Consider the following 20,603-nt stretch of genomic DNA (forward strand, 5'->3'; position numbering starts at 1 on the left):
AACCGGGGCGGAGATGTGTGCGAGGTGCGTGGGCGGCGGCGTCCATGACGGGGGACGACGCCGCCGGGCGGCTCAGTGGTGCGCCGGGGAGACGTCCGCGGTGCGCAGGTCCACGGGCTCGTCCTTGGTGACCAGCTTGTGGCCGAGCCACAGGGCCAGGAAGATCGGCAGACCCAGGTAGGAGGACAGCAGGCTCAGGGGGTTGACGTCCCCAGCAGTGAAGAGGCTGTAGCCCTGCCCCACGATCACGACGGCGCACATGACAAGTGCGATCACGGGCCCCAGGGGAAAGAAGCTCGCCCGGTAGAGCAGGTTCTTCGGGTCCCCGCCCTGCAGCACGTACGCCTTGCGGAAGCGGTAGTGGCTCCAGGCAATGCCCATCCACACGATGAATCCGGCCAGGCCGGAGGCGTTGATGAGCCACACGTACGCCTCGCCCTCACCGATCAGGGTGGTGAGGAAGCAGAACATGCCGATCAGGGTGGTGGCAAGCAGCGCGTACATGGGTACGCCGCGGCGGTTGACCTTTGCCAGGAACCGCGGGGCCTTGCCGCTCTTCGCAAGAGCGTAGAGCATGCGCGTGGAGGCATACAGGCCGGAGTTGCCCGCCGAGAGGATGGCCGTGAGGATCACCGCGTTCATGACGGAGGCCGCGGCCAGCACGCCCGCGTGCTCGAACACCAGGGTGAAGGGGGAGATGGAGACGTCCTGCACGTCGCTCGCGAGCAGGTGCGGATCGGTGTAGGGGATCAGGAAGCCGATCACCGTGATGGCACCGATGTAGAAGAGCAGGATGCGCAGGAACACGGTGCGGATGGCCTTGGGGACCGTCTTGCCGGGGTTCTCGGCCTCGCCGGCGGCCACGCCCACGAGCTCCGTGCCCTGAAAGGAGAAGCCCGCGACCATGAAGATGGCCATGATGCCCGTGAAGCCGTTGACGAACGGCGCCTCGCCCGCGGTCCAGTTGTGGAAGCCGGGGGAGGGCCCGCCCAGGATGCCCAGGATCATGAGCACGCCCAGCACCAGGAAGATCACCACCGTGATGACCTTGATGAGGGAGAACCAGAACTCGCCCTCGCCGTACGCGCGGGCGCTGAGGGCGTTGAGGGTGAAGAGGATGACCAGGAACAGTGCGGACCAGATCCACGCGGGGGTGTCCGGGAACCAGTAGCGCATCACGAGTGCTGCGGCCACGAGCTCCGCGGCCACGGTGATCGCCCAGTTGTACCAGTAGTTCCAGCCGATGGCGAAGCCGAACGAGCGGCTGATGTAGCGGGTGGAGTACTCCTCGAAGGAGCCGGCCACGGGCAGGTGCGTGGCCATCTCGCCGAGGGACTGCATGAGCAGCCACACCATGAAGCCGATGGCCGCGTAGGCCACGAGCGCGCCGCCCGGGCCTGCGGTGTTGATCGAGTTGCCGGAGGCCACGAACAGGCCGGTGCCGATGGCCCCGCCCATGGCGATCATGGTCAGGTGGCGGGGCTTCAGGGTGCGGTGCAGGGAACCGTCGGCCGGCTCATCCTGCCCGGTGCGCGGAGTATCTGGGTGGTGGGAATCGTGCGGGGCGGTCGGTGCGGGGACCGCCTGGCTGTTTCCCCCACCGGTCGAGGATGAGGCCACTGGGTACTCCCAAAAGTGTTGGTCCGGTGCCGGCGCAGGAGGCGCGACGGCTGACCGCTATTATGCGGCGTCAGCCGATTCCGTGGCCCGTTCCCACGCCCGGGTGGGCGGAAGTGTCTACAACTCGTCAGAAAACGAGGATGGTGACGAGGCCAAGCGCCCCGAGCACCACGCACGCCCCGGCCGTCAGGCCCACGGCCACCGCGTCCGGGGTGAGCCGCTCCCCGGCGATCCCCGTGGCGGCGCGGCGGTAGCGGCGTCGCTGCGTCGCGTAGATCCCGCCCGCCAGGCACAGGGCCACAGCGAGCAGGCAGAGCACGAAGACACCGTGGGTGGGCAGCCAGCGCAGGTAGATGGCGGCCGCGGTGCACAGGGTCATCATGGTGCGGCCCCACGCCAGCGCGGTCCGCTCGGGCTGCAGCCCCGGGTCCTCGTGGGGGCAGGGCACGGAAGCGGGTGCGGCTCTCACCGGGTCAGCACCACCGCCACGAGGACGCCGGACGCAATCGCCCCGCCCACGGCCACGAGAGGTGCGATCAGCGGCAGCGGAAGGGGCGCCCCGTGGCGCATCGAGCGCTCCACGTTGAGCCAGCGAACGGCCGAGCCCGCACTGAGAAGCATGCCGAGCAGTAGCAGGACCACGGCCAGAAGCTTCCGCACGACCAGGTCGAAGACGTCACCCGTGAATGCCTCCACGGCTATGCCTCCGGCCAGGAACGCGAGCGAAGTGCGGATCCAGGCGAGGAACGTGCGCTCGTTGGCCAGGGTGAACCGCGGGTCCGGTTCCGTGCCGCCGCGCAGGAGCCGTTCGCTGACGGTTCCACGACGACGTCGCGCGGCAGGGTCTTCGGGGCGGGTCACGGTTCTCCTCGGGCTGGATGGGTGCGGCCACTTCCACCGATGGTATGCCGCGCCGTGCACGTGCGGGGCGGCGGAGAGGGTTATTGCCGGGGGTGTGACCCGTGCGACAGGATGGTCGTGTTCGCACATTGTCAAGGCACGGAGGTCAGATCGTGACTACGAGCAACCAGCCCGCAGCAGGGGGTCAGCCCTCCGCGGATCGGCCCCAGGCGCGCGCCCAGGACGAGGCGAGCCGTGGCCAGAGGTACTCCGGCGGCACGGGGCGAGGCCACGACACCGACGGCCAGAACGCCCCCGCCCGCAACAACGACGCACACGGGCGAGGGGCCATGACCGCGCCGACCAACTCCTACCAGCCCTACGCCCAGCCCACCGGCCGGTGGGAGTACGTCCCCGGCAGCCCGGAGGACGCCCAGCGGCAGCAGCAGGTGCTCAAGAGCACGGACGCCTCACTGGTCCTGAGCATCCTCGGCGTCACGGTGCTGCCCATCCTGGCCCCGTTCGCAGTGTGGCAGGCGTCCAAGGCGGAGAAGCTCGGCGGCCGCGCGACGGCGGGCAAGATCCTCGGCTGGGTGGGGGTGGCCGTACTCATCCTGACGCTGGTGTGGCTGGCCTTCATCCTCGCCATCTGGGGGTTCGCGATGTCCGAGATACAGGGCCAGTTCAACAGCTCGAACGTCTGACCGGCAGCTCACGCACTGCACGGCAGTGGCCGGCACCCTCCTGGACGGAGAGTACCGGCCACGGCCGTGTGCGAGGTGGCGCGGGTGTCACCAGATGCGCACGCGCTCCTCCTCCGGAAGCCACATGGCGTCCGCGTCCGTGACGTCGAACGCCTCGTAGAATGCGTCCACGTTGCGGGGCGTCTGGCTCGCGCGGAACTCCGCGGGGGAGTGCGGGTCGGTGGCGATCCGCGTGCGCAACGCCTCGTCGCGGGACTTCTCCCGCCACACGTAACCCCATGAGATGAACAGCCGCTGCGCCGGGGTGTATCCGTCGATGCTCTCGGTGTCCGGGTTCCCCTTCTTCCCCTGGGCCGTCTTCCATGCCTTGTGGGCAATGGACAGTCCGCCCAGGTCACCGATGTTCTCGCCCAGGGTGAGCTCGCCGTTGAGGTGCGGAGCGTCGTCGTCGCCGTCGAACTGTGCCGGGGACAGCGCCGCGTACTGGCTCACCAGCCGGGCCGTGCGCTCTTCGAACGCGCTGCGGTCCGCGTCCGTCCACCAGTTGCGAAGCTTTCCCTCGCCGTCGCACGTGGAGCCCTTGTCGTCGAAGCCGTGGCCGATCTCGTGGCCGATCACCGATCCGATGCCACCGTAGTTGACGGCGTCGTCCGCGTCCTCGTTGAAGAAGGGGGGCTGCAGGATGGCGGCCGGGAACACGATCTCGTTGCGCAGCGGGTGGTAGTACGCGTTGACCGTCTGCGGAGTCATCAGCCACTCGTGCCTCTCCACCGGCTTGCCAGCCTTGCGCGCGAGCTCGGCCACACCGAACTGAGCAGTGCGCACCACGTTGCCCACGAGGTCGTCTCCGCGGATCTCCAACGCCGAGTAGTCCTTCCACTTCTCCGGAAAGCCGATCTTGGGGGTGAAACCGGTGAGCTTGCGCAGCGCCTCCGCGCGGGTCTCCTCGGTCATCCAGTCGAGCGTCTCGATGGAGTCGCGGTAGGCCTCCAGCAGGTTGGCCACCAGCTCGTCCATGCGGGTCTTGGCGGTGGGAGAGAAGTTCTCCGCCACGTACAGCTTGCCCACGGCCTCGCCCAGCGCGCCGTTGACCAGCGCGACGCCGCGCTTCCAGCGCTCGCGCAGCTGCGGGGTGCCGGACAGCGCCGTGCCGTAGAACGCGAAGTTCTCCGCCACGAACGCCTCGGGCAGGTAGGCCGCGCGCGCGGAGACCACGTTCCAGCGGGCCCAGGACTTCCACGCCTCGAGCTCGTCCTGCGTGAGCAGACCGTCCAGGCCGGTGAAGAAGCTCGGCTGCGCGTTGACCACCGTGCTCAGGTGCTCCGGGGACAGTCCCACACCCTCCAGCACGGCGTCCCAGTCCAGGTTCTGCACCTGCCCGGCGAGCTCATGGAAACTCATGGGGTTGTACATCTTCGTCAGGTCCCGGACGGTCACCTTGTCCCAGTGGTGGGAGGCGATGCGCGTCTCCAGGTCCATGACCGCGCGAGCCTGCTGCGCGGCGTCGTCGTACCCCGCGAGCTCCAGCATCTTCTGGACGTGCGCCACGTACTTCTCGCGCAGGGACGCGTACTGCTCCTCGCGGTAGTACTCCTCATCCGGCAGTCCCAGCCCAGCCTGCCCCACGAACACGAGGTTGCGCTGCGGGTCCCCCGGGTCCGAGTCCAGGTCGATGTCCAGCGCGGCACCCACGCCACGGCGCATGGCCGTGCCGAACCAGCGGGAGAGCGCCTGCGGCGAGTCGATCGCGGCCACGGCATCCAGGTCCTCGCGCAGCGGCTCCGTGCCGAGCGCCTCGATGCGCTCGGTGTCCATGAAGGACGCGAACAGCAGCGCGATCTTCGTCTCCGCGCTCTGTTCCGCGGACGACGCCGCCTGCTCACCGTCCGCGCTCGCGCCCGTGATGATCTCGCGCACCGCCCGCTCTGCCTTGTCGCGCAGCTCGATGAACGCGCCCGTGCTGGGCTTGTCGTCCGGAATCTCCGCGGTGCGCAGCCAGGCACCGTTGACGTGGCGGAAGAGGTCGTCCTGCGGGCGGACCGAGCGGTCGAAGCCTTCGAGGTCAAATACGGAAGTGGTCATGGTGCACACGCTAACGACCCCAGCGCCGCGGCTCCACGGTCCGGCGGAGCCTTTTTCGGACAGCTAAACGAGGCGCGACCGGGGCCCCGGGGCACGATCCGCGCCCCGTTCTGCCCCCACCCCTCGAACAAAGTGCAGCTTGTGACGTTTCGCGGCCTGGTTTCGTCACAACCTGCACAAAATCCGGGGTGGTGGGCGGACAGGGCCGGGCACGGGGGAGGAGAAAGGCGGGATGCGCCGTTCACGACGCCGCCGCCCCGGGACCCTGCCCCTGCCACCCGTGTCACCCCTGCAAAAACTGAGCAAACGCACTATGGGGCCCTCGATCGTGCGTTTGCTCCGTTAAAGATCGCACCGCGGGACCGGGTGCCGCGCCTCCCTGCGCGCCGCGGGGCGCAGGGCACCCCGGCTAGAGTTCCCACCACGGCACACAGTCGTGGGCTGTGGTGCACCCCAGCGACCCGGTGAGGAGAGGCCGATGGCTGAGAACGAGGGCGACACCCGGATGGGCGTGTGGATCGTGGCGTGGTCAGTGTGCACCGCTCTGCTCCTGTGGCTAATCGCGAGCTTAACGGAGCTGCCATGGGGGATCACGGTGTTCATGGTGCTTGCTGCCGCTGGTACTGGGGCCCTCGCGTCCCTGGTGAGACGACGGCGCGTGACGGCCGCCCACGGAGAGTACGAGATCGAGACGCAGGCGGCGCGCAGCGAGGCGAGCCTCCTCGTCCCGGCAAGCCCGGAGGCGGTGAGGGAGGCTGTTCGCCACGCTGCCACGGGGCAGTTCCAGCTGGTCGACGAGCAGGGGGAGAAGCTGACCCTGCTGCGCCGTATGAACCTGGCGACCTGGGGCATGACTCTTCGCGTGATGGTGACGTCCACAGCGGAGGGAACCCGGATCCACGCTTTCGAGGAGCCCAGACTGGGGACCACGATCTTCGACTGGGGCCAGGGCAGACGGGACATCGTGCACCTCTTTGAACGGATCGAGGAACACCTCACGGGCCCCGTCCTGGAGGACTAGAGGAACTGCCGGTAGCTGCGCACGCAGTGCCGCGCGATCTGGCCGACGATCCTGTTGGACACCGCGATCTGCCGTTCGCGGCGCACGGAACGGGTCAGGACCGCCACCGCGATGGACTTCTCCCCGGGGTGGGAGATCACGCCGGCCTCGTGGCACAGCGCCCCGAACGATCCCGTCTTCGCGGCGACACCGGCCCCGGGGTAGGAGAAGGCCTCCGCGAACCGGTGGCCCCAGGCCTGCTGCGACATCACCTCGCGCATGAACGCGCACTGCGCAGTCGACGCGGCCCGGTCCTGCCAGATGGCGCACAGCAGCGCCACCAGGTCCGAGGCGGTGGTTGCGGAGACGAGCAGCGGGTCGTACCCGACGGGGTCGGGCACCAGGTAGGGATCCTGCGCCTGCTCCGTGCCCACGGACACTGCCTGCTCAGGGACGGCGTCGGGTGCGGGTCCCGGGCGGACGACGGTGCTGGACAGGCCCATTTCCCGCAGCACGTCCCGGACGCGGGCGTGGCCGGCCTCGCGCAGCACGGCCTGCCCGGCGGCGTTGTCGGAGACGGTCATCATCAGCCGCACCAGGTCCCGCCAGGAGATCCGTACCGGGTCCTGGCAGATCGCGAGTCCCGTGGGGCCGTCCGCCCTGTCCTCGGGTCGGAGGGTCACGAGCGCCGTCGGGTCCAGGTCGCCGCGGTCCACCGCGCGGCAGAAGGCCACCATGACCACGAGCTTGTACAGCGACGCCGCCGGGAACGCCTCGTCCGCCCGCCACCCGAACGCGGGCAGCTCGGGGGCGTCGATCACGCGCACGGCCACGGCGCCCGTCATGTCCGCGTCCCGCAGGATCCCGGTGACGTCCTGGGCAAGGCGGCCCAGCACGGCGTCGGCCGCGGGGCGCTCCCACATCTCAGCGCTCACCGTCGCCACACCTGCTCAGGCACGTCTGCAGCAGGCTCGCGGCCTCCCGGGCCGCCGGCTCCGCGTCCGGGTGGTGGAGCACCCGGAGCCTGAGCGGCAGGACCCCGTCCTCCAGCGGGATCCCGTCCACCCCGGGCGTCGAGTGCGGCACGAGGGCCGCGGCCCTCGCCACCCGGATCTCGGCGGCGAGCTGCAGCGGGTCCGCGACCTCCTTGAGCCGGGCGGCCACGCCCAGGGACTCGAGCTCCGCGGCCAGGACGTCGTGCGCGGCGGGGCCGTCCGTGCGCGGTGCGGTGAGGAGCACGGGGCCGACGGCGCGGCGCAGCGTGCGGCGCGAGACGGGCTTCTCCACGACGGCGGTCGTGACCAGATCCTGGGCGACGGCTACCACGGGCAGGGCCACGAGCTCGTCGGTCACGATCGGCGCGACCACCACGCCCACCGCCGTGGGGTCACCCCGCACCTCCCGCACGATCTCCGACGACGGCGCGCTCGCCCACCGCGCTCCGGTGAAGTCCGCCCCGGGCGAGAGCAGGCGGTTGCCCACCCATGCGGCGGGCACGGAGCGCGGCAGGAGCATCCGCGCGGAGCGGTCCAGGAGGGCGACGTCCTCGCTCAGGGCGAGCACGCGCCGTCGTGCGGCCATCAGTTCCTGGGCCCGCGGGAGGAACGCCTGGCCGGCGGGGCTCAGGCTGACGCCCCGGGCGTGGCGCAGGAACAGGGTCTCGCCCACGGCGGACTCGAGCCTGCGGATGGTCTGCGACAGCGGTGGCTGCGACATGCCGAGCGTCTCGGCCGCCCGTCCGATGTGGCCCACTTCCGCAACCACCAGGAAGCACTCGACCCAGCGCAGCAGGTTGCCCGCCCGTTCCTGTTTCATATCTTCAAGCCTATGTCAGATGCCTTTTCAAAGTCTTGGACATATGGAACCTGCGTTCCCTACCGTGAACGAGTCATTGCACGAACCCCAGGACGGAAGTCTCACCATGCTCGATCCACTCGCTCGCCGCACGCGCCGTCGGACCCTGGTGCTCGGCGTCGTCGCCGCCCTCTCACTCAGCGGCTGCGCGGCGCTGCAGGACGACGGCGCCCGGTCCGCCGCGGACGACCTCGCCCGTGGCCTGCACTCGGAGGACGTCTCCGGCCTGGCGTTCTCGAACGGGCCGGGCGAGGAGGTGCAGACCGAGCTGGAGCGGATCCTGCGCACCACGGGAGGCATCGAACCGGACGTCACGGTCACGGGCACGGAGGTGGAGGGGGACACCGCACGGGCGGAGCTGTCATGGCGCTGGGACCTTCCCGCCACTGACGAGGACTGGACCTACAGCACGGACGTGGACCTCACCCGCTCCGACGGCGGGTGGCGGTCCACGTGGCAGCCGTCGGTCGTGGAGCCCGGGCTGAACGGGAACGAGGGGCTACGCATCCGCACGGTCCAGCCGGAGCGCGGGGAGATCCTGGGCGCGAACGACGTGCCGCTGGCCATGTCGCAGCCCGTGCACCGCGTGGGCCTGGACCTCCGGAAAGTCCCGGCGGCCCAGCGTGCGGACGCGGCAACGGCCCTCGCGAAGGCGGTGGACATCGACGCCGAGACCTACCGGAAGGCGGTCGCGCAGGCGTCGGACGACGCGTGGGTCGAGGCCGTGACGCTGCGCGAGGAGGACTTCCGGGCCCTGGACGCGGCGCAGATGAAGAAGATCCCCGGCATGCAGGCCACGGAGGACACCCGGGTGCTCGGGCGGAGCAAGGGCTTTGCCGCCGAAACCCTCGGCTCGGTGGTCGAGGCCACGGCGGAGGACCTCGAGAACTCGGGCGGAGCACTCACCCGGGGCGCCTGGATCGGCCGCGGGGGTCTGCAGCAGGAGCACGAGGCGAGCCTGCGGGGCGCGCCGGGCGTCGTCGTCGACCGCGTGGGCGTGAACCCGGACGGCAGCCTGGAACCCGGGCGGGTCCACCAGCTCGTGGCGCACGCCCCGCGCGCGGGCGAGGACCTGCACACCACCCTGGACGCCACCCTGCAGGAGGCCGCGCAGCGCGCGCTGGAGGACGTGGACTCGCCGTCGTCCGTGGTGCTCGTGCGCCCCTCCGACGGCGCCGTCCTGGCAGTCGCCAACGGAGCCGGGTCGAAGGGGTACCCCACGGCGACGCTCGGGCAGTACGCCCCAGGCTCCACCTTCAAGATCGCCACATCCCTGGCCATGCTGCGCCAGGGGGACACCCCGGACACCACCGTGGACTGCCCTCACACCTACGCCGCGGAGGGCACGAGCGTGGCGAACTTCTCCAGCTATCCGCGGCAGTTCGAGGGGCGGGTCCCGCTGCGCCAGGCGATCGCCCACTCGTGCAACACGGCGTTCGCGGCCCAGCACGGGCGGATCTCGCAGCCAGAGCTCGCCGACGCCGCGGAGTCCCTGGGCGTGGGCGTGGACATGGCGCCCGGCATGCCGGTGTTCTCCGGCAGCATCCCGTCCGAGGAGCCGGCCGGTGAGCACGTGGCCGCCATGTTCGGGCAGGGGCGGACCCTCGTGTCCCCCTTCGGAATGGCGCGGTTCGTCGCCAGCGTGCAGGCCGGGAAGCTCGTGCAGCCCACGCTCCTTGCGGGCGACGACGCCGCGCACCACGCCGCGCACGACGACGACGACGCCGCCGCGGCACCGGCTCCGCGCGTGCCCCTGACCTCCGGGGAGTCAGCCGGGCTCCACACGCTGATGCGCGAGGTCGTGGCCAGCGGCCACCTGGAGGACCTCGGTTCCCTGTCCCCGGACACCGCCATCGGCAAGACCGGCACCGCCGAGTACGGCAACGAGGACCCGCCCCGCACCCACTCGTGGGTGATCGCCGGGCACGAGGACCTCGCCGCCGCGGTGTTCGTGGAGGACGGGAACCTCGGCTCGATCACCGGCACCCCGATCATGCTGGACGTGCTGCGGGCCGCGCAGGGGTCGTGAGGGGAAGCACCCGGTGCACATCAAGTGCAGCTTTTGACGTTTCGCGGCCTGGTTTCGTCACAACCTGCACAAGATCCGGGGTAGTGGGCAGGCAGGGATGGGCGCCGGGGAGGAGGAAGGCGGCATGCGCCATTCACGACGACGCCGCGGCGCCCTGTCTCGTGGGCACGCGAGGGCACCAGCGTGCCAGGATGAACCAGGAATGAGCACGGCGGCACGAGGGAGCTGAAGCGCATGGGCGCGAGCGCAGTGGTCGGGGGCCTGGTCTCCGTGATCGGGCTGGGCCTGGTCATGGGGTTCTCGCCCACCATCTACGCGCTCGTGCTGCGGATCCTCACTCAAAGCACTCGGCCCGGGCGTCCGGTGCACTTCCTGACCCTGGGGATGGTGCTCGGGACTACGCTTCTGCTGCTCGTCTTCCGCGCGGTGGACCCGCAGACTCTGACCGCGCTGCTGGAGGACCGCACCAAGGAGCTGCTGGTGCGCCGCAGCGTGGACCTCACCGCCGGGGTTCTCCTGGCAGTGCTGGCGCTCGTCGAGCTCGTCCGCTGGCGCGCCCGGCCCCGCAGGCCACACCGCGCGCCGAGGTCCGAGGTGCTGGACTCGTCCCGGCACATGGTCGCCCTCGGATTCCTCAACACCGTGGTGGGGATGAGCGGCCCGGCGACCATGTACATCGCTGGCCGTCTCTTCACCGGGCTGACGCACCACGTGGTGGGGCAGCTGGCGTTCTTCGCCATCTTCCTGGTGGCCGTGGTGGGCCCCTACTGGCTCCTCACCTGGGCGTGGGAGAAGATCCCCGCCCTCTCGCGCACCGTGGAACGGATCACTCGCTGGGTGGCCGCCCAGGACCCGCAGCCCGTCCTGACCGTGGGCCTTGCGGCAGCCGCGGCGGTGTTCCTCACCATGGGCATCCGGGGCTGAGCCGGCGCACTCGGGCCGCCCCAGCGTCGTCGTGCCGCTCAGCCGTCCCGGGAGGATACGCCCGAAATCTTCCCGCCCCGGCTCTCACGGTCTGCCCGCCCCCGTGCTCTGCCCGCCTCCTGGTGCATCAACGGAGCAAACGCGCATTGGGCGGTCGATTTCTGCGCTGGCGGAGCAAACGCGGAAGCTGGGAGGGGAGCTGGGGCTGCGTCCTGTCTGCCCTGCGGTTGCAACAACGGAGCAAACGCAGAAATGGCGGCGGATTTCTGCACTGACGGAGCAAACGCAGAGGGACAGGGTGACAGAAGGGGCAGAGGGGGAGCAGCGGAGCGGGGTCAGTCCCTGCCCGTGAAGGTCGGCTTCCGCTTCTCCTGGAAGGCCTTGAAGCCCTCCCGGTAGTCGGCGGTGGCGGTCAGCGCGGCCTGGACCGCGCTCTCGCTGGCGATGGAGTCCCACAGGCCCGCGCGCTCGTCGCGGACCTGCGCCACGAGACGTTTGGAGGCCACGAAGGACTGGGTGGCACCTCGGGCGGCCTTCGCCACGCGCTCCTCGGTGAACGGGAGCAGCTCCTCCGCCGGCACCGCGCGCGAGAACAGCCCGGCGGTGACGGCCTCGGCGCCGCTCATCATCTCCCCGGTGTAGATCAGGTCCAGGGTGCGGTGCGCCCCGAGGCGCTCGGTGAACAGCGCGTGCCCTCCGGAGTCCAAGATGGCGCCCAGGGCCGCGAACGGTGAGCCAATCTTCGCGTCCTGCGCCACGTAGACCACGTCCGTGGCGATCGCCAGCCCCAGCCCCACACCCAGGCACGCGCCCTGCACCGCGGCGAACGTGGGAGCGGGGAAGCTCGACATCTGCTGCATGAGGGGCAGCAGGGTCCCGGTGAGGTAGCCCTCGGCGTCGTCGGTCGCGGGGTCCACGGCTGAGATGTCGCGACCGGCGCAGAACACGCGGCCCTCACCCGTGAGCAGCAGCGCGCGGACCCCGGCGGCCTCGGCCTCCGTGTACGCGGCGGCGAGCTCCTGCAGGGCGCCGAGGTCCAGCGAGTTCCGCTTCTCGGGCGCGTTGAGCACCACGCGGGCGATGTCATCCTCGATGGTCAGGTCGATCACGGTGTTCTCCTCGGGTTCGGGTCCACCGGGCGCAGTGTCGGCGGGAATCGGTGTGCTGCGGCGCCCGGGCGGACCGGCATGCCGTGCCAGCGACGGCGCGGCAGCCAGGTGCGTGGTGCCGCCGTGCGGAGCGCGGTCGTGCGATGTCGCGCGTTCGCCGCAAGCGGGCGCAGACGGCGACGACGCCGCCCGGGGCGGGTGCGGCGTCGTCGACGTCCGGGTGGGTCAGGCGTCGAAGTCCACACTCAACCGGTCGGAGGTGGGGCGCGTCTGGCAGGTGAGGACGTATCCGGCGTCCAGTTCGTCCTTCTCGAGCGCGAAGTTCTCCTCCATCTCGAACTCGCCGGAGGTGACCTTGGCGCGGCACGTGCCGCACACCCCGCCGGCGCACGCGAAGGGGACGTCCGGGCGCACGCGCAGGGCGGCGTTGAGAACGGTCTCCGCGGCGGACTTGGGAGACTTCACCTGGGCGGAGGTGCCGTCCAGGTTGAAGATGATCTCGTAGTTCTCGCCCTTGGGGTCCGCCTTGACCACGCGGCCCTGCTGGCCCTGCGGGGTGGTGGGCTTGCCGGTGGTGAACAGCTCGAAGCGCACGCGGGACTCGTCCACGCCGCGCTCCTTGAGGACGTCCCGGCACAGCTGCACGAGTTCGAAGGGCCCGCACAGGAACCACTCGTCCGTGGAGTCCACCTGGACCACGTGGTCCAGCAGCTCCTCGAGCTTGTCGTGGTCGATCCGCCCGGACATCAGCGGCGAGATCCGCTGCTCCCGGGACAGCACGTGGTGCACGGCCAGGCGGGAGGGGTACTTGTCCTTGAGGTCGCCCAGCTCCGCCGCGAACATCACGTCCATGGACGAGCGGTTGGCGTAGATGACATCCATCGCGGCGGTGTCCGAGGCGCGCAACAGGGCGCGGGCGATCGCCATGATGGGGGTGATCCCGGAGCCGGCGGCGAAGGCCACCAGGTGCACGTTGCGCTTCTTGGCCACCTCCCGCTCGGCGAGCTTCTCGGGGTCGTTCATGGAGGTGATGTTGACCTTGGAGGTGAACGCGCCCTGCGGGTTCATCACGTCCAGGGTGTCCCCTGCGGCGAGCTGCTCGTTCGCCCACGTGGAGAACACCCCACCCATGTCCTTCTTGATGGCCACACGGATCTCACCCGGGGTGGGGTCCGCGCAGATCGAGTAGGAGCGGCGCACCTCGTGCCCGTTGATCTGCGCGCGGATGGCCACGTACTGCCCGGGCAGGTAGTTGTAGTCCGCCACGAGGTCCTCGGGGACCTCGAACGTGACCTCCACGGAGTCGGGGGTCAGCTTGCGCACCTCGGAGACCGCGAGGGTGTTGAACGTGGCGCGGCGCCTGCCGCCACCCGCGCTGGCCTCGGTGGCTTCCTCCACGGCGGAGGTGTCCGGCGTTTCGCTCATGATCAGTGCACCTTGAAGTAGTCGAAGGGTTCTTTGCAGTCGTTGCAGACCCACAGGGCCTTGCAGGACGTGGACCCGAAACGGGTCATCTCGCGGGTGTCCAGGGAACTGCAGTGCGGGCACTTCACGGCCAGGCTCAGTCGCACCGGCCCGGAGTTGTGCCCGGCGGCGGTGCGCCCGGTGGGCGGGGCGATTCCGTACTCGTTGAGCTTGGCGCGGCCCTCGGCGGACATCCAGTCCGTGGTCCACGCCGGGCGCAGCACCTGCACCACGCGCACGTTCTCGTAGCCGGCGGCGGTCACGGCCGCCTCGAGGTCCGCGGCCATGGTGTCCATGGCGGGGCACCCGGAGTAGGTGGGGGTGATGACGACGACGTTCTCGTTCTCCCGCGCCACGGCGTCCCGCAGCACCCCGAGGTCCTCGAGCGTGAGCACCGGGATCTCCGGGTCGCACACGGTGGCGGCGACGTCCCACAGGGCGGCGTCGCGCGCATCGTCCGGGCGCCGGGACGGCCCCAGGGGGACCTCCCGGGGCGCCACGCCGCCCGTGGGCGGTAGCGAACGGGGCGGAACGCGGGAGAACACGGTGCTCACCACGTGGCGCCGGGATGCTGGCGGGCGAGCCACTGCATCTCGGCGAGGATGTACCCGCGGTACTCGGAGTAGGAGCCGTCACGTGGTGCGGCGGAGAGTCGGGCCTGGGCCACGTTCGGGACATCGAGCTCGGCCTCCGCCAGCAGGGCGGTGACGCGGTCCACGGTCCGCTCGCGCAGGCTGGAGGGCCGCACGGCGGTGCCCTCGAGCTCGTCGTGCAGGGGCTCGTCCGCGAACAGCTCGTCCAGGTAGGGCCACATGTAGTAGAGGCCCTCCTGGATGCGCCGCCTGGACTCCTCGGTTCCGAGGCCCAGGCGCAGGATCCACTGGGCGGCGTGGTCCTGGTGGTACTCGACCTCCTTCAGCGCCTTGTCCGCGATCGCGGCCAGGGTCTGGTCCGTGGAAGACTGCAGCGCCGAGTAGAGCTCGTACTGGTAGAAGGAGAACAGCAGCTGACGCGCGATGGTCTGACCGAAGTCCCCGTTCTCCTGCTCCACGAGGCGCACTGAGCGGAACTCCTCCTCGTTGCGGAAGTACGCGAGCTCGTCCTCGGTCTTGCCCCACGCGGAGCCCGCGTAGGTCAGCAGGAAGCGCGCGTGGCCGATGAGGTCCAGCGCGATGTTGCCGAGGGCGATGTCCTCCTCGAGCTCGGGGGCCCGGGAGATCCACCAGCCCAGGCGCTGGGACAGCATCAGGGCGTCGTCGCCGAGACGCAGAGCGTACTGGGCCACGGCCTCCGAGGCCTTGCCGCCGGTCTCCGCGATCTCCTCGGCGGTGATCGCGTCACCCGCGGACTGCTTGGTGGCGGAGTCGTGGGAGGCGAACGCGCTCACAGGTGCTTCACCCCTTCGCTCTTGGTGTAGTACGTGGCGTGGCGGTAGCTCTTGCCCTGCGCCGACTCGAAGTAGCCGCCCTTGGAGTCCGGATCCGAGGCCGTGATGGCGTCCGCGGGGACCACCCACACGCTCGTGCCCTCGTTGCGCCGGGTGTAGAGGTCACGCGCGTTGCGCACGGCCATGGTGGCGTCCGGGGCGTGCAGGGAGCCCGCGTGCACGTGGGACAGCCCGCGCGACGAGCGCACGAAGACCTCCCACAGGGGCCAATTACCGTTCTGGTTCTCGCTCATGCTCACGCTCCGATCAGCTCGGCCGAGCCGCGGCCCGCCATGGCGGTGAAGTCCTCGTTCGCGTCCTCCTGGGACGACGACGCCGCTGCCGCAGCCTCCGCGGCCTCGCGCGCCTGCCGCTGGGCGTAGGCCTCGGCGGCCTCGCGCACCCACGCGCCGTTGGCGTGCGCCTCGCGGCGGCGCTTCATGCGCTGGACGTTGCAGGGCCCGGAGCCCTTGATCACGGACATGAACTCGTTCCAGTCCAGCTGGCCGTAGTCGTAGTGCCCGCGCTCCTCGTTCCACTTCAGGTCCGGGTCCGGCAGGGTCAGGCCCAGGGCCTCGGCCTGCGGGACGATCATGTCCACGAAGCGCTGGCGCAGCTCGTCGTTGGAGAAGCGCTTGATGTTCCACTCCATGGACTGCTGGGAGTTGGGGGAGTCGGCGTCCGGGGGGCCGAACATCTGCAGGGCGGGGCCGTAGAAGCGGTTCACGGCGTCCTGCGCCATCTGCTTCTGGGCCTCGGTGCCGTGGGAGAGCTCGTAGAGGATCTCCCAGCCCTGGCGCTGGTGGAAGGACTCCTCCTTGCAGATGCGCACCATCGCGCGGCCGTAGGGGCCGTAGGAGGCACGGCACAGCGGGACCTGGTTGCAGATCGCGGCGCCGTCCACGAGCCAGCCGATCGCACCCATGTCGGCCCACGTGCGGGCCGGGTAGTTGAAGATTGAGGAGTACTTGGCCTTGCCGCTGAGCAGCTGCTCGTTGAGCACGGAGCGGGGAGTGCCCAGGGTCTCCGCGGCGGAGTAGAGGTACAGCCCGTGGCCGGCCTCGTCCTGGACCTTGGCCATCAGCACGGCCTTGCGCTTGAGGCTCGGGGCGCGGGTGATCCAGTTGGCCTCCGGCTGCATGCCGATGATCTCGGAGTGCGCGTGCTGGGAGACCTTGCGGGTCAGGCTCTTCCGGTAGGCCTCCGGCATCCAGTCCCGGGGCTCCACACGGGAGTCCTCGCTGAGGAGGTGCTCAAAGTGCTGCTGCTCGGCGGTGGGCTCCGCCTGGTCCGCAGAGGTGGTCTGCTCAGTCATGGTGTGTGTCCTCGGTTCGCGGGTGAGATGGGAGCGGAGGATGAACTCTGTACGCTGCCGGCAATAATAACTGACCGCTCGTTCAGAATATAGGCCCCCGGTGTGGTCGTCAACACATCTTCCGCCCGGGAGGCGGGGACCCGTCAATGGATGTGCAGGGGTGGCGACGCCGCGGCGGAGCCCTGGACTTGTTGACACACGTCACATTTCGCGGTTACCTACTGACCGATCGTTCTGAAAATCTGAGGAGCCCTCCCGTGCCACACCATCCCGTCCTCACTGGCGACCGTGCCTCCGAGTGGTTGGGGATCACCGTGCAGCGCGCGGACCCCGGGCACTGCGTGATCTCCCTGGCCGTGCGGGAGGAGATGCTCAACGGCTTCGGCATCGTGCACGGCGGGATGATCTTCGCGCTCGCGGACTCGTGCTTCGCCATGACGTGCAACGACCCGGAACCGGACGGCACCTCCATGACCGTGGCCCAGGGCGTGGACATCAACTTCCTCAGCTCGGCCCACCCGGGCCAGACCCTCGTCGCGGAGGGCCGTCAGATCGCCACCACCGGGCGCAGCGGCCTGTGCGACATCACCGTCTCCACTCAGGGCGGGGACGTCGTCGCCCAGTTCCGCGGCCGCAGCCGCACCGTGCCCCTTCGCCAGAAAGCGTGAACCCATGACGTCGTGCTCCGTGCCCAGCCCGTACCACCCCGTGGCCTCCGAGGGCTCCTCTCAGCCGGATCCCGAGGAGCTGATGAGCCGGGACCAGATCGAGGCGCTGCAGACGGAGCGCCTGAACTGGACCCTGCACTACGCGTACGAGAACGTGCCCGCCTACCAAGAGCTCTTCGACGAGCACGGGGTGCACCCGGACGACTTCCGGGAGCTCGAGGACCTCGCGAAGTTCCCGTACACGGACAAAGAGTTCCTGCGCAAGGCCTACCCGTTCAAGTCCTTCGCCACGCCCATGTCCGAGATCCGGCGCATCCACGCCTCGTCGGGCACCACCGGGCAGCCCACCGTGGTGGCCTACACGGAGGAGGACCTGCAGACGTGGGGGACCCTCGTGGCGCGCTGCTTCCGGCTCTCGGGCATGAAGCCCGGGGACAAGGTGCACAACGCGTACGGCTACGGGCTGTTCACCGGCGGGCTGGGCGCCCACTACGGTGCGGAGCGCCTGGGGTGCGCCGTGATCCCGATGTCCGGAGGGCAGACGGAGAAGCAGGTGCAGCTCATCCGGGACTTCGAGCCGCAGGCCATCCTCTCCACCCCCACCTACCTGCTCACCATCGCGGACGGCTTCCGCAAGCTCGGTCTCGACCCGCGGGAGACCTCCCTGAAGCACGCGGTGCTCGGGGCGGAGCCGTGGACCGAGGAGATGCGCCACGAGATCGAGAAGACCTTCGACATCACGGCGTGCGACATCTACGGCCTCTCCGAGGTCATGGGCCCCGGCGTGGCCGGCGAGTCCTGCGAGACGAAGGACGGCTCGCACATCTGGGAGGACCACTTCCGTCCCGAGATCATCGATCCCTTCGACGACACCGTGCTGCCCACCGGCCGTCCCGGTGAGCTGGTCTTCACCGCGCTGACCAAGCAGGCGTTGCCGATCATCCGCTACCGCACGCACGACCTCACCCGGCTGCTGCCCGGCACCGCCCGCCCCGGCCACCGGCGCATGGGCCGGATCACGGGGCGCTCGGACGACATGATCATCCTGCGCGGCGTGAACCTGTTCCCGTCGCAGATCGAGGAGCTCGCGCTGAAGATCCCGGCGCTGTCCCCGCACTTCACGCTGGAGATCACCCGGCCGCACCGCATGGACCAGATGACCATCCACATCGAGCGCCGCGAGGACGCCACCCGCGAGGAGGCGGAGGAGGGCGGTCGTCGGCTGCTGCACGAGATCAAGACGAAGATCGGCTCCAGCGCCACGATCGACATCGCCGAGCCGGACACCCTGGCCCGTTCCTCCGGGAAGCTGCGGCGCGTGTACGACCACCGCGACAAGTGAGTTCCGGCGTTGCCGGGGGCCGCTGCGGCGGTGGAGCCCAGGTGACGAGCCGGTAACCTGAGGTTCTCCGTTCCCGACAGCCCGACAGAAGGTCGAGGTCCCCGTCCATGCCCCCCGCGAGCACTTCCCCCGCCTCCGACGGCGCCGCGGCGGCCCCCAAGCGGGGCCGTCCCGGGTACGACCGAGAGACCCTGCTGTCCGTGTGCGTGGACGTCTTCAACCGCTACGGCTACGACGCCACCTCCATGGGGACCCTCTCCAAGCACCTGGGGATCTCCAAGTCCGCGATCTACCACCACGTGGAGTCCAAGGAGGCGATTCTCGGCCAGGCACTGGACCGTGCGCTGGACTCGCTGGAGGCGGTCTTCGAGTCCGTCCTGGCCTCGGACCACGGGCCGGTCAACAAGCTCGAGGCGATCCTCGACGGCTCGGTGCGGGTGCTCGTGGACCAGATGCCCTACGTGACCCTGCTGCTGCGGCTGCGTGGGAACTCGGAGGTCGAGGAGGCCGCGCTGCAGCGTCGCCGCACCCTGACCCGCACGGTCGAGGACTTGGTGCGCGAGGCGCAGGAGCTGGGGGAGCTGCGCACGGACATCTCCGGGAAGTCCGCACCGCGTCTGATGCTGGGCATGGTCAACTCGATCGTGGACTGGTACCAGCCCGGCCGCTCGGGCACAGTGGACCAGCTCGCGGCGACCGTGGTGACGATGGTCTTCTCGGGCCTGCGGGCTTAGCCGTCCTCGCGGGTACCCCGAGGATCCGCGGGGATCCGCGCACCCGCTCACGATCGCGGGCGAACGGGCAGGCGCGCCCGAGGATCCCGTGCGACCCGGCAGTCTGGGACCCGCCCGGCGGCACCCGCGTCAGCTGCGGCGCGCGGAGAGGATGCAGAACTCGTTGTCCTCGGGGTCGGCGAGGACGGCGAACGTGGCGTCCTCCGGCTGGCCCACGTCCGCGCGGCGGGCTCCCGCGGCGAGGAAGCGCTCGACGATGGCGTTCCAGTCCTCGGTGACGTGCGGCGCGAAGTCCAGGTGGATCCGGTTCTTGACCGTTTTCGGCTCGGGCACCGGGACGAAGCAGATCCCCGTCTGCACGGCGTCGAACTCCCGACGGTCGTCGATGTCCCCGGTGGGGCTGCTGCGCGGGGCAATCGCCGCCTCGTCGGCGTCCTCGTACACCACCTCCCAGTCGAGCACCTGGGCCCACCAGTGCGCCTGGGCGTGGAGGTCGCGGCAGTCGATCACGGCGGTGTAGAGACGCATGGTGTGCTCCTTGAAGGGTGTGGCGCCAGTCCTGCAGACGGCGGCGGAAGGCGCCGGGGGCCGCCGCAGTCCCGGGAACACCGGAGCCCCACGACGTCATGCCACGGGGCTCCGGAGGTTCAGGTCGCCGTCAGACAGCACCGCCGTCAGACCGTGCTGCCGGCACCCCCGAATGGGCGGGGACTCACGCCTCCGGCACCGGCCACCGCTTGGCCACCAGCGTCAGGACGTCGTAGGTGGCCACGATCTCGTCGTTCTGGTTGGTCAGGCGGGCGTCCCACGCGACCTCGCCGTACTCGTCCGTCACGCGCGGGGTGATCTTCTTGGCGGTCAGGGTGACCCGGATGGCGTCCTCATACGTCACGGGGGTGATGAACCGCAGGTTCTCCAGCCCGTAGTTGGCGAGAACGGGCCCGGGTGCGGGCTCCACGAACAGCCCTGCGGCCCAGGAGACCAGCAGGTAGCCGTGGGCCACGCGGCGCGGGAAGAACGGGTTGGCCGTGGCGGCCTCCTCGTCCGTGTGCGCGTAGAACGTGTCCCCGGTCTTCTCCGCGAACTCCAGGATGTCCTCGAGCGTCACGGTGCGCAGGTCCGAGACGAACTGGTCGCCGATCCGCAGCGTCTCCAGCGACTTGCGGAACGGGTGCTCGCCGGTGCCGTCCGCCACGTCCTCGCGGGTCACCGTGTTGGCGCTCGCGCCCCAGTGCCACTGGCCGGTGATGCCGGTCAGCAGGTCCGGGGAGCCCTGCACAGCGGTGCGCTGCATGTAGTGCTTGACCGCACGCACGCCGCCCAGCTCCTCGCCGCCGCCTGCGCGGCCGGGGCCGCCGTGGACCAGGTGCGGCACGGGCGAGCCGTGGCCCGTGGAGGTCTTGGCGTCGTCGCGGTCCAGGAAGAGCACGCGCCCGTGGTACGCGCCGATCCCGGAGGCGAACTGTGCCGCGAGCTCGGGGGAGTGGGTGCA

At 70.1% G+C, this 20,603-nt stretch carries 21 protein-coding genes; 7 read left to right on the forward strand and 14 right to left on the reverse strand.

Annotated elements, in window-relative coordinates:
* Nucleotides 1–72: 72 nt before the first annotated feature.
* The 3 genes from B3G12_RS08650 to B3G12_RS08660 all read right to left on the reverse strand — a co-directional run bounded on the left by B3G12_RS08650 (nucleotide 73) and on the right by B3G12_RS08660 (nucleotide 2,481).
* Nucleotides 73–1,467 carry an amino acid permease gene (locus B3G12_RS08650; protein WP_238693903.1) on the reverse strand — a complete coding sequence of 465 codons (1,395 nt, stop codon included), beginning with the start codon at nucleotides 1,465–1,467 and terminating at the stop codon, nucleotides 73–75.
* 280 nt (nucleotides 1,468–1,747) lie between these two features.
* Complete coding sequence (locus tag B3G12_RS08655; protein WP_126874217.1) at nucleotides 1,748–2,089, reverse strand: DUF202 domain-containing protein; 342 nt, start codon at nucleotides 2,087–2,089, stop codon at nucleotides 1,748–1,750.
* Complete coding sequence (locus tag B3G12_RS08660) at nucleotides 2,086–2,481, reverse strand: YidH family protein (RefSeq protein WP_238693896.1); 396 nt, start codon at nucleotides 2,479–2,481, stop codon at nucleotides 2,086–2,088. The genes B3G12_RS08655 and B3G12_RS08660 overlap by 4 nt, the downstream gene beginning before the upstream one ends.
* A gap of 152 nt (nucleotides 2,482–2,633) precedes the next feature.
* On the opposite strand from B3G12_RS08660, the gene B3G12_RS08665 reads away from it, so the two are divergent.
* On the forward strand, nucleotides 2,634–3,164 hold the full coding sequence (locus B3G12_RS08665; protein WP_290499911.1) for a DUF4190 domain-containing protein: 531 nt from the start codon (nucleotides 2,634–2,636) through the stop codon (nucleotides 3,162–3,164).
* A gap of 87 nt (nucleotides 3,165–3,251) precedes the next feature.
* Here B3G12_RS08665 and B3G12_RS08670 read toward each other — a convergent pair whose 3' ends face one another.
* Nucleotides 3,252–5,246: a M13 family metallopeptidase gene (locus tag B3G12_RS08670; protein WP_290499912.1), complete on the reverse strand. Its 1,995-nt coding sequence runs from the start codon at nucleotides 5,244–5,246 to the stop codon at nucleotides 3,252–3,254.
* Nucleotides 5,247–5,724: 478 nt separating this feature from the next.
* On the opposite strand from B3G12_RS08670, the gene B3G12_RS08675 reads away from it, so the two are divergent.
* Nucleotides 5,725–6,267: a hypothetical protein gene (locus tag B3G12_RS08675; RefSeq protein WP_290499913.1), complete on the forward strand. Its 543-nt coding sequence runs from the start codon at nucleotides 5,725–5,727 to the stop codon at nucleotides 6,265–6,267.
* Here the strand turns inward: B3G12_RS08675 and B3G12_RS08680 are convergent.
* On the reverse strand, nucleotides 6,264–7,181 hold the full coding sequence (locus B3G12_RS08680) for a serine hydrolase (protein WP_290499914.1): 918 nt from the start codon (nucleotides 7,179–7,181) through the stop codon (nucleotides 6,264–6,266). The genes B3G12_RS08675 and B3G12_RS08680 overlap by 4 nt on opposite strands.
* Nucleotides 7,171–8,061 carry a LysR family transcriptional regulator gene (locus B3G12_RS08685; protein ID WP_290499915.1) on the reverse strand — a complete coding sequence of 297 codons (891 nt, stop codon included), beginning with the start codon at nucleotides 8,059–8,061 and terminating at the stop codon, nucleotides 7,171–7,173. Before B3G12_RS08685 ends, B3G12_RS08680 begins: the two co-directional genes overlap by 11 nt.
* A gap of 106 nt (nucleotides 8,062–8,167) precedes the next feature.
* On the opposite strand from B3G12_RS08685, the gene B3G12_RS08690 reads away from it, so the two are divergent.
* Nucleotides 8,168–10,129: a penicillin-binding transpeptidase domain-containing protein gene (locus B3G12_RS08690; protein ID WP_290499916.1), complete on the forward strand. Its 1,962-nt coding sequence runs from the start codon at nucleotides 8,168–8,170 to the stop codon at nucleotides 10,127–10,129.
* A 234-nt stretch (nucleotides 10,130–10,363) separates the two neighbouring features.
* Nucleotides 10,364–11,053, forward strand: coding sequence for a hypothetical protein (locus B3G12_RS08695; protein ID WP_290499917.1), 690 nt, complete (start codon nucleotides 10,364–10,366; stop codon nucleotides 11,051–11,053).
* 335 nt (nucleotides 11,054–11,388) lie between these two features.
* On the opposite strand, the gene B3G12_RS08700 is transcribed toward B3G12_RS08695, so the two are convergent.
* The 6 genes from B3G12_RS08700 to paaA all read right to left on the reverse strand — a co-directional run bounded on the left by B3G12_RS08700 (nucleotide 11,389) and on the right by paaA (nucleotide 16,367).
* Entirely contained in the window at nucleotides 11,389–12,162 is a 774-nt protein-coding gene (locus tag B3G12_RS08700; RefSeq protein ID WP_055082358.1) for an enoyl-CoA hydratase/isomerase family protein, read from the reverse strand.
* 225 nt (nucleotides 12,163–12,387) lie between these two features.
* Nucleotides 12,388–13,587 carry a 1,2-phenylacetyl-CoA epoxidase subunit PaaE gene (gene paaE / locus B3G12_RS08705; RefSeq protein WP_290499918.1) on the reverse strand — a complete coding sequence of 400 codons (1,200 nt, stop codon included), beginning with the start codon at nucleotides 13,585–13,587 and terminating at the stop codon, nucleotides 12,388–12,390.
* Nucleotides 13,588–13,589: 2 nt separating this feature from the next.
* Nucleotides 13,590–14,105: a 1,2-phenylacetyl-CoA epoxidase subunit PaaD gene (paaD, locus tag B3G12_RS08710; protein WP_290500089.1), complete on the reverse strand. Its 516-nt coding sequence runs from the start codon at nucleotides 14,103–14,105 to the stop codon at nucleotides 13,590–13,592.
* A 71-nt stretch (nucleotides 14,106–14,176) separates the two neighbouring features.
* Nucleotides 14,177–15,013 carry a 1,2-phenylacetyl-CoA epoxidase subunit PaaC gene (gene paaC / locus B3G12_RS08715; protein WP_145012146.1) on the reverse strand — a complete coding sequence of 279 codons (837 nt, stop codon included), beginning with the start codon at nucleotides 15,011–15,013 and terminating at the stop codon, nucleotides 14,177–14,179.
* Entirely contained in the window at nucleotides 15,010–15,306 is a 297-nt protein-coding gene (gene paaB / locus B3G12_RS08720; RefSeq protein WP_012397288.1) for a 1,2-phenylacetyl-CoA epoxidase subunit PaaB, read from the reverse strand. The genes paaC and paaB overlap by 4 nt, the downstream gene beginning before the upstream one ends.
* Nucleotides 15,307–15,308: 2 nt before the next feature.
* Nucleotides 15,309–16,367: a 1,2-phenylacetyl-CoA epoxidase subunit PaaA gene (gene paaA, locus B3G12_RS08725; RefSeq protein WP_290499919.1), complete on the reverse strand. Its 1,059-nt coding sequence runs from the start codon at nucleotides 16,365–16,367 to the stop codon at nucleotides 15,309–15,311.
* A 257-nt stretch (nucleotides 16,368–16,624) separates the two neighbouring features.
* On the opposite strand from paaA, the gene B3G12_RS08730 reads away from it, so the two are divergent.
* The 3 genes from B3G12_RS08730 to B3G12_RS08740 all read left to right on the forward strand — a co-directional run bounded on the left by B3G12_RS08730 (nucleotide 16,625) and on the right by B3G12_RS08740 (nucleotide 19,111).
* Complete coding sequence (locus B3G12_RS08730) at nucleotides 16,625–17,035, forward strand: PaaI family thioesterase (protein WP_145012140.1); 411 nt, start codon at nucleotides 16,625–16,627, stop codon at nucleotides 17,033–17,035.
* 4 nt (nucleotides 17,036–17,039) lie between these two features.
* Nucleotides 17,040–18,377, forward strand: a complete 1,338-nt coding sequence (locus tag B3G12_RS08735; protein ID WP_290499920.1) for a phenylacetate--CoA ligase family protein — start codon at nucleotides 17,040–17,042, stop codon at nucleotides 18,375–18,377.
* A gap of 107 nt (nucleotides 18,378–18,484) precedes the next feature.
* Nucleotides 18,485–19,111, forward strand: coding sequence for a TetR/AcrR family transcriptional regulator (locus tag B3G12_RS08740; RefSeq protein ID WP_290499921.1), 627 nt, complete (start codon nucleotides 18,485–18,487; stop codon nucleotides 19,109–19,111).
* Between the two features lie 129 nt (nucleotides 19,112–19,240).
* On the opposite strand, the gene B3G12_RS08745 is transcribed toward B3G12_RS08740, so the two are convergent.
* Both B3G12_RS08745 and B3G12_RS08750 read right to left on the reverse strand, forming a co-directional pair.
* Nucleotides 19,241–19,639, reverse strand: coding sequence for a VOC family protein (locus B3G12_RS08745; RefSeq protein WP_144941224.1), 399 nt, complete (start codon nucleotides 19,637–19,639; stop codon nucleotides 19,241–19,243).
* Nucleotides 19,640–19,823: 184 nt separating this feature from the next.
* A partial coding sequence (locus B3G12_RS08750; RefSeq protein ID WP_290499922.1) for a MaoC/PaaZ C-terminal domain-containing protein occupies nucleotides 19,824–20,603 on the reverse strand: 780 nt, incomplete at its 5' end.

Origin of the sequence: Kocuria sp. UBA5001 (assembly GCF_002398425.1) — a bacterium.
Classification (GTDB): Bacteria; Actinomycetota; Actinomycetes; order Actinomycetales; family Micrococcaceae; genus Kocuria; species Kocuria salsicia.